Consider the following 14,758-nt stretch of genomic DNA (forward strand, 5'->3'; position numbering starts at 1 on the left):
TCATCCCGATTGCACTCCAACGCGGCTGCGTAGAGATCGTAAACACGTTCTGAGCCACAGGCCGCACTTCACTCGCGAAGCAAGCTCCTTGACCGCGCTGGATGGGGCTTGACGCGGGCAGGTGAATCACACAACAGGCGGGCACGGCATCGGTGCCCACCTGTTGCGCTTGGATCCCTGTGATAAATTTAAAGACATCAATGCAATCAACCGCACCAAGACGCAGCGTGGACGCCACCCCTAAGACAATCGTACAGCGACGCAAGTCGAAAGCGACGCGAGAGGCCTTGCTGGAGGCTGCGCGTGTCGTGATCGCACGCGATGGCTATACCAACGCCCGTATCGTTGACATCGCTCGCGAGGCGGGTAAATCAGCTGGCGTTTTCTACAGCTATTTCGAAGACAAGACGCAGCTGTTCTCCGCACTGGTGGATGCGTTCTATGAAGACGTCAAGCGCGTGACGCCAACGCTCAAGGAATACGAGGACAACCCCGCGGAGGCGGTCAAGGCATCGATCAACGCGTTCTGGCATGCCTACCGCCACTTTCACCCCGAAATGGTGGGACTGCTGGAAAGCGCACTGTCCGATCCGGCGTTGCTGGAAGTCTGGCGCAATATTCGCCAACGCGGAATACGCCGCTTTGCCTATCGCATCAAGAAGCAACAGGCCAACGGAAAATGCGTTGGCATGGATCCGGAGCTATCCGCGACAGCGCTGCAGGGCTTGCTGGAATTCACCTGTTTCAACTGGCACTCGAAGAAGCTGGATTTCCCTGGCAAGCGAATCGACGACGCCAAAGCAACCCGGGAGCTCTATCAGATCATTTCCCGGGTGCTCGAGCTCTGAATCCGAGCGGCACGCTTCCTTCCCTGCTTACCCACGGGAAGGACGCCGATCAGCCTGCTGGATCGAGGTGTTCACAGAGCAGACCATTGCTTCTTGATCTCTTCCAGCGACCGAATGCCCACGCTGGCGTTGGCGCTGGACGGTGTTCTTGAAAATCGCGGCGCAGGGGCCGGCTGTATCTGCTTATCCACCATCACGAAGCAGTCACGCGCGAGCAGATGCTTATCCGTGCGGCTTTCACGCAGTTCCAGAATCGGAGCGACACAAGCATCCGTTCCTGCGAATGTCGCTACCCATTCATCGCGCGTTCGCGTCCGCATGATTTGTTCGGCGCGCTCATTCATCTCGGGCCAGCGGGATCGATTATGCTGATAGGCGAAGCATTCATCGTTCCAGCCGGCACGTTCACGAAGCTGAGCATAGAACTGCGGCTCAATGGCACCGACCGACAGGTATTTGCCATCCTTGCAGACATAAGTACGATAAAAGGGCGCGGCGCCGTCAAGCAGGTTGCTGGAGCGTTCCGCACGCCACTCGTCGTCGTCGCTCAGTGAGTGAAAGAGTGACATGAGAGAGATCACTGCGTCACATATCGCCACGTCCACCACTTGCCCCAGGCCTGATTTCTGCGCCTCGATGCAGGCCGCCAGCACACCGCTCACAAGATAAAGGGCGCCACCGCCATAGTCTCCCACCAGATTGAGAGGAACCGGCGGTGTTTGATTCTTGTCCCCCATGGCGTGAACAGCGCCCGAAAGCGCGATGTAGTTGAGGTCGTGTCCAGCGGTGCTCGCCCTTGGACCGCTCTGGCCCCAGCCGGTCATGCGCGCATAGACCAGGCGCGGGTTGCGTTCATGCAGCACATCGGGCCCTAGACCCAGACGCTCCATGACGCCTGGACGCATGCCTTCGACGAAAACGTCACTTTGCTCTACCAGGGACAGAAGTGATGCGCGTGCGGCATCGTTCTTCAGATCCAGTGTGATGGTTCTTCGCCCGCGTACAGTGGCGCCGCGCTCATGAATCGCGGCTTCCCCGCCCCGCTCCACTCGCACGATATCGGCACCCATGTCCGCCAGCATCATGCAGGCAAAGGGAGCCGGGCCGATGGAGCCAATCTCCACCACCCGCATCCCTTGGAGTGGACCGGTCCTCACGCTTTGCCGCGCCCCACGAGCGAGCGGCCGATGATTTCTTTCATCACCTCGTTGCTGCCGCCCAGAATGCGCTCGATGCGCGCGGCCACCCAAAGGCGGGATATCGGAAACTCGCGCATGTAGCCCCAGCCTCCGTGCATCTGCAAACCCTTGTCCGCCACGCGACCCAGCATTTCCGTCAGCCACAGCTTGCCCATGGAGGCGCGAGTGGGTTCGAGCTTGCCATCGAGGTATTGGCGCAGCATGTCGTCCACGAAGGCGCGACCCACTTCCACATCGGTCTGCATCTCCGCCAGGGTGAAACGTGTGTTCTGCATGTCCGACAGCGGCGCGCCAAAAATCTCGCGCTGCTGCACGTAGTCGATCGTCCATTTCAACGCGGCTTCGGCCCTGGCCTGGCTGCCGATGGCGATCGACAGGCGCTCGCGGGCAAGACCATGCATCAATTGCTTGAAGCCATCGCCAGGCTGGCCGAGCACGGAATCATCCGGAACGAACACGTTCTCGAAGAACAGCTCCGAGGTATCCTGGCCGTGAATGCCAACCTTCTCCAGATTGCGACCACGCTGAAATCCCTTGGTCGTGGTATCCACGAGGAACAAGGTGATGCTGTTTTTGTCGGCCAGATCGGTCTTGGCAGCCACCACGACCAAATCGGACGTCTGGCCGTTGGAGATGAACACCTTCTGGCCATTGATCAGCCATCCGCCTTCCGCGCGCGTGGCATGGGTGCGCATGCCGCGCAGATCGCTGCCGGCACCGGGCTCCGTCATGGCGACGGCACCAATCACTTCACCCGAGGCCATCTTGGGAAGCCAGCGGGCTTTCTGTTCCACGGTGCCGAACTTGATGATGTAGGGTGTGACCATCTCCGAATGAATGAAGAAACCGGGGCCCGAGACTCCGTGGCGGGCAAGGCCTTCGATCATCAAGACGGCATGCAAAAAGTCGCCACCGGGGCCACCGTCTTCATTCGACATGCTGGGGCACAGCAGTCCATTGGCACCGGCCTTGAGCCAGGCATCACGATCCACATAACCTTGATCCTCCCAGCGTACCTCATTGGGAAGCAATTCCTCCAGAACGAATCGCCCGATCTGGTCCTGGTAGATCTGATGCTCCTCCTGGAACGGCAGATTGCGCTTGCTCAGTGAATCCATTGCATTGACTCCGAAAAAATGGGGTAGGTGTCGATTTCGACGTGTATCAGTTCCGCGTGGCTTTCCACTCTGTCAGCAGGTCGACCTTGCGGACCTTGCCCACACCCGACAGCGGCAATGGCACTTCACGCAAAGCAACGGAGCGTGGTGCCTTGTAGTGCGCGATACGTCCGCGGCAAAAGGCGATCAGCTCTTCAGGACTGCTGGTTCGGCCCGGCTTGAGGCACACCACCGCATGGACGGATTCACCCCACTTTTCGTCCGGAACGCCGATCACGGCGGCTGCTTCCACGGCATCGTGGAACATCAGCGCGCTTTCGACTTCACCGGCAAACACGTTCTCGCCGCCAGTGATGATCATGTCCTTGAGCCGGCCAGCAATCGTCACGAACCCTTCGTCGTCGAGCACACCCAGATCACCGGTGCTCAGCCAGCCATCGCGAATGGTCTGAGCCGTGAGCACCGGCTCCTTCCAATAGGACTTCATGATGCCGGGACCCGCCAACTGGATCTCGCCCACTTCACCATTGGGTGCGACATTGCCCTGCGCATCGACAATGCGCAGCATGAATGCCGGTATGCAACGCCCGGCGGATTTGAGCTTGCCCGCCAGCGGGCCTTGCAGCACATGGCGATCGGGGAACAGCACGGTGCAGCCACCACCAGCCTCCGACTGCCCATAGATCTGAACCAGCCCTACGCCCGGCGCGTCTGCGAGCAACTGCAGCAGCAGCGGCTCCTGGATTGGCGCGGTGCCATACAGAATCTTCTTCAAGCGGGTAAAGACCTGCTTGCGCCCGGTGGCGGCCTGAAGCACGCCGGTGATCATGGTCGGCACCATGATCACCACGCTCACTCCTTCATTTTCTATTCCGTCGAGCACTCCCTCTGGCGAAAACTCCGGCATGAAGCTGTGGCGTCCAAGAGCAGCCGTCGCGGCCATGGAGACCGTGAAGTCGGCCAAATGGAACATCGGTGCGTTGTGCAGGAGCACCGTGCTCTCGTCCAACTCATAGTTGTCCTTGGCGGACATCGCCTGAATCAGCACCGCGATATGTGTCAGCTCCACGCCTTTCGGCCGACCCGTCGTGCCTCCGGTATAGAAAATGGCGGCGGTGGCATCGTGGTGGCAAGGCTGAAACGGCATTTGCGGTTGCTGCGCCAGCGGGTCGCCTTTCCCACCCCATTGGCTCAGGGGCGTGAGCTGCGAGGCGCTCATCGCGGGCAGTTCCTGTCCGAGTTGCTCTGCCAGCCCCGCATTGCGCTCATCGTGGAGCAAATGAGCGCATTCGCAGTGCCCCAGGATGTAGGTCTGCTCCGCCACACTCAGGCGTGTGTTCAGTGGCACCAGCACCATTCCAGCCCAGAACACCGCGTAGTGAGCTTCCAGACACTCCGGCACGTTGGCGCTCAGCACCGCGACTCTGTCACCAGCTTTCAGGCCCATGGCCTTGAGTTGCTCCGCACGTGCCGCAACGCGCTGCTGCAGCTGCTTCCAGGTGGCGGAGCCTCCCTGATATTGAACAGCCGTGGCGTTGGGGCATTTCTGGACCGCGCCCACGAGCAATTGATGCACTGACATCGCCGTTGTCTCCTATTTATGTGAAGTTGAATTCAAATTCAATTTCAATGATTTTGACGTTGATTCCTACGCATGTCAATTTGCTTGTTGTCAGTAGAAATACGGGGGATTTCATCAATGTCCTGCATTGATTGCGTGTTTGTCGAGCTATTGATTGCATACGCGTACAGATGTTGTCGGCATGCGGCTTCGTCCCGTCGCCTTGCTTCTTGATGCATTTGGGAAGGAGATGGCCCTTGCCCTTGCCGAGACAACCCTCTCCCCCGTGGACCCGCGGATGGCAAGCGCAGCGATCCGCATCGGTCCGGGACTTTGTCCCCCTTAATGGGGACTGACGGTTTTCTGAATCCGTTTTCAAATCCCACGCCAAAACAAGCCCAGGACCGCACATCGTAAATGCCGTGTGCGCGGTAGATGGGCCGGCATTCAGACCACCCATTGGAGACACCCATGATGCCCAGATTACGCGAATAGAAAACCGGCCATTCATTGGCTCGCGGCCACGCGAATCACCGTTCATTCGAGCAACTTGCCGCCCTTCCTGCTCTTTCGCCCGATCCTCCCGGCTGCCCAGCCCGGGCGACCTCCGTCTTTTTAGAACAAGGACCATCATGAAACCCTTCAAACAGAACAAGATCGTCAGTCATCTTGCCCTCACTGCATTGGCATTGGTCGCCTCCTGCCCTGCGATGGCAAACTCCGAGATAGAAGAACTGCGCAAGGAACTGGCTGCGCAAAAAGAGTTGATCCAGCAACTGATAGCCGCGCAAAAGAGTGCGCCTGCCTATACACCGCCGCCTGTGTCAGTGGAACCACCGATTCCCGCGGCGGAAAAAGTCCTGACCTTCTACGGCATCGCCGATGTGGGCGTTCAGAACACCAACAGCGGCCAAGGCAGCAAGTGGTCCATTGGGACCGGTGGCTGGCTGGCGTCGCGTTTCGGCTTGAGCGTCAACAAGCCGATCACTCCAGATATCAAGGCGGTGGCCGTCGCGGAAGCGGGTGTTCAATACGGCACAGGCGCCGCAGGTGCCGCTTCGGTCACGCCAGGCATCAACAACGGCTATGCTTCGTCCGCGGCATCGACAGCTGCGGGCACGCAACTATTCGGCCGCCAGATCTATGCGGGCATCAGTTCCAAAACTTTCGGCGCGGTGACCGCGGGTCGTCAATATGCCGGGACGTTTGCCCTGAACGGTATGACGAATGCCTTGGCTTTCAACGGCTATGGCTACTCTGGCTCCATCATGGGCGCCAACGGCATGCCCACCCGCGTGAACAACTCGGTGGTCTATACCAGCCCTTCGCTGAATGGCTTCAGCGGTCAATTGATGTATTCCACCGGCTCGAACAACAACACCAATGGCGACGTGCCGATCGCCGCGGGTTCGACGATCAAGTCCAATGACAAGGCTGGTCGCGGAGTCGATCTCGAAGCCCATTATGTAAACGGCCCCGTGCTGGTCGGCGCATCGACATGGAACTTCTACAGCACGACCTTCACCGGTGCTGAAACCGGGCTTTCCAAGCGCAGCGGATTCCAGGTGGGCAGCGCCTATGATTTCGGCCCCATCAAAGTGTTCGCAAACTACATGGACGGCCGAATCAAGGGTGGCGGTTACGAGAACGTCACCAAAGCGTTCTCCAAGACCGGCGCGTACAGCCTGAGCGCGATGGTCCCGCTCGGCAAGCACCGGTTTTTTGCCAGCATGACCGACTTCAACGACAAGTCCGCCAACAACATGGACGCCAAGCTCTACGGTATCGGCTACACCTACCAGGCCGAAGAAACCACCAAGTACTACATCGCCGCGGGACATATGAACAACAGTGCCAATGCGTCATTCAGCCTGCCCGACGGTGGCAGCCTGGTTGGCAACGTGCTCACCCCGGGACGTGGTGTGACGGGCTTGATGGCTGGCGTCACGTTGGGCTTCTGAGCCGATCCCGGTACGCACGAACCAAGACTACGAACGGATTCACGGGGGAGATTTTTCGGACAGGTCGGCTTTTCTTTTCGCGTTGGAGTTTCATTTCTTTCCTGGTGGGAAGCGCGAACGCTCAGAAATGAAATCTCATTGCCCCGCAGGCCAGCTGTCCGAAGAACTCCCTCGAAAAGTCCCACGCGAATCACGCGACTCACATTCTCCAAAGAGGTACTACATGGACCGCAGACAATTCATCGGAGCCAGCCTGGCAGCGTTGCCCTTGGCTTCGGCATGGGCAGACGACTATCCCAAGCGCGCCATTCGCTGGATCAACCCCTTCCCCGCAGGCAGCCCGACAGACGCCGTGGCCCGCAAGCTAGCGGAATTCGCTTCGCCCATCATCGGGCAACCCATCTTCATCGAGAACAAGGCGGGGGCCAATGGCTCCATCGGCACTCAGGAAGTGGCGCGATCCGCCCCCGATGGCTACACCATGGGCATCGCGATTGGCGACTCGCTGATCAGCGTGGCGTCCCTGCTCAAGAATCCTGGCTACGATTCTCGCAAGGACTTGTCGTTGATCTGCAAGTTCAGCTCCTCGACGACCGTGCTGTTTGCCAATGCGCAGTCAGGCATCAGGTCGCTGAGCGAACTGATCGCCAAGGCCAAGGCCAAGCCAGATTCACTTTCGTATGCGTCCTTTGGACAAGGTACGCAGCCGCACATGATCATGGCATCACTGGAGGAAGTGACAGGTGCGCGTTTCGTGCACGTGCCCTATAAAGGACTGGCGCCCGCCATGCAGGACATTATGGGCAATGTGGTACAGCTATCCGTGGGGCCGCCGGTGATGATCGCTCAGTACATGCAGAAGAATCAGTTGTTCCCGCTGGCGATTCTGGGGCCGCACCGCACGGAGTTCCTGCCGCAGGTCGCCACCTTTGTCGAGCAGGGCTTCGACAATCCATTCCTGCGCGAAGCCACTTGGTGGGCTGGTTTGATTGGCCCCAAGAAGCTTCCCCAGGCCATTATGGATCGGTGGGGCGACGTGGTGAAGCAGGCGATCTCCAAACCGGAGTTTGCGCAATTTCTTGCCACAGGCGCTGGAGGGCAGTTGCCCACATTTGTTGGCCCTGACGCGTTCGCCAAGGAGCTGGCGTCCGAGTGGGAGATGACCAACACGCTACTGCGCAAGCTCGGAGTGACGCCGCAGTAAGCGGCATGGGCATGTGGGGCATGGATTCGAGCCGTTGCCGAGAGCTTCTCCAAGGCCATGGCGGGTGAATCAGCGATCGACGTTGCAAGCGACGTCGTCTGTACATGTTCAAGCGCGGGTTCGTGCAACAGCATGTGCTGAAGGGAACGCACATGCTGGATGGGCAGGGCGCCGAGTTGGCCACAGGCATCGTCTGCGAAGTAGTCCACTGAAAACCACGCGCCTGGACGAGCACCTGACCCACCCCAAGTGGCCGAGTTTCACGAGCAGGCCGCTCGATGTCACCTGTCTCACCTGCGGAATCCCCGGCTTCATGCAAAACGATCAAAAGCTTTTGAATTTAATGAATATGAATTCATATTTTTATAAAATATTCATTATTCACAGGTACACGCGATTTTGCGTATGACCTCATCACTGCATTCAACAGGGGCGTTCATGACTTCATCCAGCATTCCCGGCCAGCCCAGCGGCTGCCCAGCAGCCCATATGGGATCCACCGTCCAAAGCACAGGCTGCCCCGTGAGCGCTGGAGCTGCGGCATTTGATCCATTCGAGCCTGCCTATCAGAACAAGCCCTTTGAGTATGTGCGCTGGGCGCGTGAGCAGGAGCCCGTGTTCTTCAGTCCGCAACTAGGCTACTGGGTTGTGACCCGCTATGACGAGATCAAGGCCGTTTTTCGCGACAACATCACTTTCAGCGCATCGATCGCACTGGAGAAAATCACTCCTGCCACACCGGAGGCCGTCGAGATCCTCGGCCAATATGGCTATGCGATGAATCGCACGCTGGTCAATGAAGACGAGCCCGCTCACATGGAACGACGCCGGGTGCTGATGGAGCCATTCACCGCCGAGGCACTGCGCGCGCATGAGCCCATGGTGCGCCGTCTTGTGCGCGAGTATGTCGACCGCTTCATCGACCAAGGACGCATTGATCTTGTCGATGAAATGCTGTGGGAGGTGCCTCTGACGATTGCATTGCACTTTCTAGGCATCCCCGAGGAGGACATGGGGCGTCTTCGCGAATACTCGATGGCTCACACCGTAAACACCTGGGGGCGCCCGCGCCCCCAGGAGCAGGCGGCCGTGGCCCATGGGGTGGGCAAATTCTGGACGCTGGCTGGCGAAATACTCGAGAAGATGCGCCGCGATCCTTCCGGTCCGGGCTGGATGAAATTCGGCATACGCCAGCAAGCCAGCCACCCGGATGTCGTCACCGACTCCTATCTGCACTCGATGATGATGGCCGGCATCTTCGCGGCCCACGAAACCACGGCCAACGCATCGGCCAATGCGATCAAGCTGCTGCTCTCGCACCCGAGCGCGTGGCAGGACATCTGCGAGGACTCCGGCCTGATTCCAGGCGCGGTAGAAGAATGCCTGCGCTTCAGCGGCTCCATTGCGGCATGGCGGCGCCTGGCGACGGCAAACACGCAAATCGGAGGTGTGTCTATCCCACTGGGCGCGAAGCTGTTGATCGTAGTGGCATCGGCCAACCATGATGGCGCGCGTTTTACCGATCCAGACCTCTTCGACATCCGTCGCCCCAACGCCGATGATCACCTCACATTCGGGTACGGTTCCCATCAATGCATGGGAAAGAATCTGGCACGAATGGTCCTGCAGGTCATGCTGGGCGAATTCACCCAACGGCTGCCTCACATGCAGCTTGCGGAGCAGACTTTCTCCTATGTTCCGAACATTTCCTTTCATGGCCCGGAACATGTCTGGGTCCAGTGGAGTCCCGCATTGAATCCGGAGCGGACGAACCCGGCGTTCAAGGTGCGGGACATTCCGGTGCGCATCGGCGAAGCCGCCAAACAGGCGCATGAACGCTCCGTGCGAGTGCAAAGCGCGCACGCACTCTCGCAGGACATCCTCCGCCTGCGCATGGTTGCCATCGATGGCGCGGCACTCCCTCGTTGGACACCCGGTGCGCATATTGACGTGGAATGCGGGCAGACGGGCATCTCGCGTCAGTATTCGCTGTGCGGCGACCCTGCCGAGACGGGAGCATACGAGATCACCGTTCTCAAGGATACGGAAAGTCGAGGCGGCTCCCGCTGGATTCATGAGCAGGCATGCGCGGGAGCGGTGCTTAAAATCCGCGGCCCACGCAACCACTTCCAGTTCGACGAAAAAGCCCGCCGCGTCATCCTTATCGCAGGGGGCATCGGCATCACGCCCATCCAGGCCATGGCGCGCAGGGCCAAGGCGCTTGGCATCGACTACGTCATTCACTACAGCGGCCGCTCGCGCGCCGGCATGGCTTACCTGAGCGAGCTCGATGCGCTGCATGGCAATCGCCTGGTGATCCACGCTTCGGACGAAGGCTCCCGTGCCGACTACCAGTCATTGTTTGCGCCATATACGCCTGGCACGCAAATCTATGCCTGTGGCCCGGCGCGCATGCTCGAAGCGCTGGAGCAGGCCACCACCCATTGGCCTGCCGACAGCCTCAGAAGCGAACACTTCCACGTGCAGGCTTCGGTCGACCCCAGCCTGAACCACGCATTCGAGCTGCACCTGAAGGACTCGGGGCTGGTGCTGCAAGTCGCGGCAGATCAGACTGCCTTGCAGGCATTGCGCGCGGCCAATATCGATGTGCCCAGCGATTGCTGCGAAGGACTGTGTGGATCTTGCGAAGTCCAAGTGCTGGAGGGTGAAGTGGAACACCGCGACATGGTGCTGACCCGCAGCGAACGCGAGGCCAACACCAAGATGATGACCTGCTGCTCGCGCGCGGCCGGAACCCGGCTGGTCATCAATCGGTAGCGACCGCCAAGTCCGAACCACTTGCTCATCCAATGGCTGGGTGGATAGAGACATGCCGAGCCCGGCGTGGACTGATTCGAGCTGTCCTTGTTGGGCTTTTCCCATGGCGTCTGTTGCGCGTTGCTGGTGACAACCGATTTGAAGGCACCCTACCTCAAGGCCCTCAAGTCAGGCCGTTGAAGGTTTTGAGCCTGCAGCCGAAGTTGCATGCATGAGAGATATCCGGCGCCATGTTCCTCGCAGACTCGACCAGGGATATGGCGGCCTGAACCGCAGTTGGCCAACCGGATACCGTTATCGGTAAGCACCGTCGGCAGGAAGCGGTATGGCTGGTTGCAGCGCGTACAGGAAATTATCCGGCAGCAGCAGGGTATACATGGCGCGGCTGGCGGGGATCGAACCCACGACCCTTGGCTTCGGAGGCCAATACTCTATCCACTGAGCTACAGCCGCGTGCTGTGTTGCGTAAGACGCGATTGCAAAAAGCGTTCCTGACGGAAGAGTCCCTGCAACCGGACTGTGGATTATCGCACGGCTGGGAGGGGTCCGGGACGGGATTCAGGGTCGGCGTCGCGCGGCAGGTGATTTTGAAAGCCCAGCCCCGCCAAATAGGCATCCACTGACACACAGCCCGTCTGGACCAGGGAGAAACTACCTTCGTTGAGAACCCAATTGTGTATGAGCCCGACAAACAGCGCATGCAGGCCCTGGGCCGCTGTGTCCGCGGGCATGGGAAGCGTGACGTTCAATTGCGCCGCGGCCGCGGACAGGTCTTGAGTAAACTTGTTGCATGAGACCTGCGAGGCGGCGGTATGGCGCTCTCGCACGGCTGCAAGTTCGCCGACGTATTCCATCTTGAACATGGCGGTGTCGAAGACTTTGCGGCGGCGGTCCTCGAGGCCGACGTTTTCGAATACATTGCGGATGGACTTGCGCACCCGCTCCAGCGGGGAGAGTTCTCCGTAGAGGTCATCACAGATTTCATCGAACGGCATGCAGACACGCGCCAACATGGAGTTGAAGACGTCCACCTTGTCCTTGAAATGCCAGTACACCGCGCCACGGGTCGCGCCCGCGCGTTGCGCGATGTCGCTCAGGGAAGAGCGGGCCACGCCTTTTTCGAAGAACACTTCTTCCGCCGCATCCAGAAGTTTGGTGCGGGTTTCGTCAGCTTCTGCCTTGGTTCGCCTTGCCATGTGTAAAACCCTACGTGAGTCTGGTTCTTTTGTTCCGCGCCCAGGGGGCGGCTGTGATGAGTCGGTAAAGTTCGAATTTTTCTAATTATACATTTATGCATGTATGTATAATTGACGGATCAAATTCATGGGATATAGGGTTATTGCGTCCTTGTCCCCCGGCGCTGCCCGGACTTGCCGGCGCCACAACTGATGAATACCCTCACCAAATAATCAACCGGAAGGACTTTCATGCATCCCGTGTATGAAGCAAATCAGACGTCGGAAGGCTACTCCTGCGCCTATGTTTTCCGCCGCTCCAGATCAGCTGCGCTCGTTTTCACCCTGGTCGCGGCCATGGGCCTGAGCGCATGCGGCGACAAGAATGCCGGCCAGCAGGCCGGACAGGGCCAGCAAAAGCCGCCGGAAGTCGGCGTCGTCACGGTCGAGCTGCAGAACGTGCCCATCGTGTCGGACCTGCCCGGCCGCCTCGAAGCTTCGCGCGTGGCTCAGGTGCGTGCCCGTGCTGCGGGCATCGTGCAAAAGCGCCTGTTCAAGGAAGGTTCGGATGTGAAGGCCGGCCAGGTGCTGTTCCAGATCGACGACACGCCTTACAAGGCCAATCTGCAGAGCGCCCAGGCCACGCTGGCCCAGGCCGAGGCCAATCTGGCACAGGCCGCGTCCACGGCGCGCCGCTACAAGCCGCTGGTGGAGGCCAATGCGATCAGCAAGCAGGAGTATGACGTGGCGGTCGCCAATGAAAAGGCAGGCCAGGCGCAGGTCGCGGCGGGCAAGGCCGCCGTGACGAATGCCAACGTGAGCCTGGGCTATGCCACGGTGACGGCGCCGATTTCCGGGCGCATCGGCCGCGCGCTGGTGACCGAAGGCGCTCTGGTGGGCCAGGGAGATGCCACGCAATTGGCGGTGATCCAGCAGATCAACCCGATGTATGTGAACATCACCCAATCGTCTTCGGAGATCCTGCGCATGCGCCAGGCGCTGGCCAGCGGCAAGCTGTCCTCGGACGGCAAGGCGGGGGCGCGCGTGACGGTATTCACCGATGATGGACGCAAGATCCCGCAGGAAGGCCGCCTGTTGTTCACCGATCTGACGGTGGATGAGACCACGGGCCAGGTGCAGGTGCGCGCCGAGATCCCCAATCCCGATGGACTGCTGCTGCCCGGAATGTACGTTCGCGTCCATCTGGAGCAGGCGCAGATCGACAATGCCATGGTGATCCCGCAGCAGTCCGTGACCCGCAACGAGAAGGGCAACTTTGTGATGGTGGTGGGCGAGGATGGCTCGGTCAGTCCTCGTCCGGTGCAGATCAGCCAGTCCCAGGGAACGAACTGGGTCGTGACCTCGGGCCTCAAGCCCGGTGAAAAGGTCATGGTCGATGGCCTGGTGAAGGTAGGCATGGGAGCCAAGAAGGTGACCCCGGTGCCATGGACCGGCACCTCGCAGCCGCAACCCGCCCAACAGCCCGCGAGCGCCGCGTCGGCGCCCGCGTCCGCTGCGTCCGAACCTGCATCGGCAGCTTCGTCCGGCAAGTAATCGGAACGGCCTCACATGTCGAAGTTCTTTATCCACAGGCCCATCTTTGCATGGGTGATCGCCATATTCGTGGTGCTGTTCGGTATTGTGTCGATCACACAGTTGCCGGTGGCACAGTTCCCGTCCGTGGCGCCGCCCACCATCACGGTGACGGCGACCTATCCGGGGGCGACGTCCGAGACGATGACCGACTCGGTGCTGCAGCTCATCGAGCGTGAAATCAACGGCGCCACGGGTCTCATGTACATGGAGACCAAGGCTCCCGCCGGCGGACAGGGCACGCTCACCGTGACCTTTGCTCCCGGCACCAATCCCGACCTCGCGCAGGTGGACGTGCAAAACCGCCTGTCCCGCGCCCTGCCCCGGCTGCCCTCCGTCGTGCAGTCGCTGGGGGTGCGCGTGGACAAGGCGATGAGCAACTTCCTGATGATCCTGGCATTCCAGTCCACGGACGGGGCCACGTCGCGCGATGACATTGCCGATTACGTCAATCGCAACGTGCTGCCGGAAATCCAGCGGCTGGACGGCGTGGGCAAGGCGCAGCTGTTCGCCGCCGGCCGCGCGATGCGCATCTGGGTCGATCCCGCCAAGCTGCAGGGCTTCGGCCTGTCGATCGCCTCGGTCAATGCGGCGATAGCGGCGCAGAACCAGCAGATCTCCGGCGGCGCGCTCGGTGACGCGCCTTCGGTTCCCGGCACCACCATGAGCGCCACGATCGTGGTGCCCGGCCAGCTCACGACGCCGGAGCAATTCGGCAACGTGGTTCTGCGCTCCAACGCCGACGGCTCCACCGTCCGCATCAAGGACGTCGGGCGCGTGGAGCTGGGCGTGGAAACCTATGCGTTCAATTCGCGCCTGGACGGCAAGCCCGCCGTCGCGCTGGCGGTGCAGCTGACATCGACCGCCAACGCCATGGCGACCGCCAAGCTCGTCAACACCAAGATGGCGGAGCTCGCCCCCTTCCTGCCCTCGGGCGTGGAATGGTCGGCGCCCTATGACACATCCAAGTTCGTGAGGATTTCCATCGAGAAGGTGGTTCACACGCTGCTGGAAGCCATCGTGCTGGTGTTCATCGTGATGCTGATCTTCCTGCAGAACATCCGCTACACGCTGATTCCGACGATCGTGGTTCCCATCGCCCTGCTGGGTACGTTCGCGGTCATGCTGCTGGCGGGACTGACGATCAACATTCTGGCGATGTTCGCCATGGTGCTGGTGATCGGTATCGTGGTGGACGACGCCATCGTGGTGGTGGAAAACGTCGAGCGCATCATGAGCGAGGAAGGCCTGCCGCCCAAGGAGGCGACGATCAAGGCCATGGGCCAGATCCAGGGCGCCGTGGTCGGTATTACCGTGATTC

At 60.2% G+C, this 14,758-nt stretch carries 10 protein-coding genes and 1 tRNA gene; 6 read left to right on the plus strand and 5 right to left on the minus strand.

Annotated elements, in window-relative coordinates:
* The first annotated feature begins 200 nt into the window (after positions 1–200).
* Positions 201–848: a TetR/AcrR family transcriptional regulator gene (locus ABWP92_RS12640; protein WP_353235741.1), complete on the plus strand. Its 648-nt coding sequence runs from the start codon at positions 201–203 to the stop codon at positions 846–848.
* Positions 849–919: 71 nt separating this feature from the next.
* Here the strand turns inward: ABWP92_RS12640 and ABWP92_RS12645 are convergent, their stop codons facing one another.
* From ABWP92_RS12645 to ABWP92_RS12655, 3 genes are read right to left on the minus strand one after another with little or no spacing between them, the layout of a single operon-like run.
* The gene (locus ABWP92_RS12645; protein ID WP_353235742.1) at positions 920–1,981 is read right to left on the minus strand and encodes a CaiB/BaiF CoA transferase family protein; all 1,062 of its coding nucleotides are present in this window, start codon (positions 1,979–1,981) and stop codon (positions 920–922) included.
* Between the two features lie 20 nt (positions 1,982–2,001).
* On the minus strand, positions 2,002–3,165 hold the full coding sequence (locus tag ABWP92_RS12650; RefSeq protein ID WP_353235743.1) for an acyl-CoA dehydrogenase family protein: 1,164 nt from the start codon (positions 3,163–3,165) through the stop codon (positions 2,002–2,004).
* A gap of 46 nt (positions 3,166–3,211) precedes the next feature.
* Positions 3,212–4,747, minus strand: coding sequence for a class I adenylate-forming enzyme family protein (locus ABWP92_RS12655; RefSeq protein ID WP_353235744.1), 1,536 nt, complete (start codon positions 4,745–4,747; stop codon positions 3,212–3,214).
* Positions 4,748–5,358: 611 nt separating this feature from the next.
* Here ABWP92_RS12655 and ABWP92_RS12660 point away from each other — a divergent pair.
* The 3 genes from ABWP92_RS12660 (at position 5,359) to ABWP92_RS12670 (ending at position 10,669) form a co-directional block, all read left to right on the plus strand.
* Positions 5,359–6,687: a porin gene (locus ABWP92_RS12660; protein WP_353235745.1), complete on the plus strand. Its 1,329-nt coding sequence runs from the start codon at positions 5,359–5,361 to the stop codon at positions 6,685–6,687.
* Between the two features lie 223 nt (positions 6,688–6,910).
* Positions 6,911–7,891 carry a Bug family tripartite tricarboxylate transporter substrate binding protein gene (locus tag ABWP92_RS12665; protein ID WP_353235746.1) on the plus strand — a complete coding sequence of 327 codons (981 nt, stop codon included), beginning with the start codon at positions 6,911–6,913 and terminating at the stop codon, positions 7,889–7,891.
* 405 nt (positions 7,892–8,296) lie between these two features.
* On the plus strand, positions 8,297–10,669 hold the full coding sequence (locus tag ABWP92_RS12670; RefSeq protein ID WP_502907524.1) for a cytochrome P450/oxidoreductase: 2,373 nt from the start codon (positions 8,297–8,299) through the stop codon (positions 10,667–10,669).
* Between the two features lie 377 nt (positions 10,670–11,046).
* Here the strand turns inward: ABWP92_RS12670 and ABWP92_RS12675 are convergent.
* A tRNA-Arg gene (locus ABWP92_RS12675) sits at positions 11,047–11,122 on the minus strand.
* 71 nt (positions 11,123–11,193) lie between these two features.
* On the minus strand, positions 11,194–11,865 hold the full coding sequence (locus tag ABWP92_RS12680) for a TetR family transcriptional regulator (RefSeq protein WP_353235747.1): 672 nt from the start codon (positions 11,863–11,865) through the stop codon (positions 11,194–11,196).
* Between the two features lie 231 nt (positions 11,866–12,096).
* Between ABWP92_RS12680 and ABWP92_RS12685 the strand changes: the two genes are divergently transcribed.
* Both ABWP92_RS12685 and ABWP92_RS12690 read left to right on the plus strand, forming a co-directional pair.
* Positions 12,097–13,398 carry an efflux RND transporter periplasmic adaptor subunit gene (locus ABWP92_RS12685; protein ID WP_353235748.1) on the plus strand — a complete coding sequence of 434 codons (1,302 nt, stop codon included), beginning with the start codon at positions 12,097–12,099 and terminating at the stop codon, positions 13,396–13,398.
* A gap of 15 nt (positions 13,399–13,413) precedes the next feature.
* Positions 13,414–14,758 (plus strand): efflux RND transporter permease subunit (locus ABWP92_RS12690; RefSeq protein WP_353235749.1); only part of this gene is annotated, 1,345 nt, incomplete at its 3' end.

The sequence above is a fragment of the Diaphorobacter ruginosibacter genome, assembly GCF_040396215.1.
GTDB lineage: Bacteria > Pseudomonadota > Gammaproteobacteria > Burkholderiales > Burkholderiaceae_C > Diaphorobacter_A > Diaphorobacter_A ruginosibacter_A.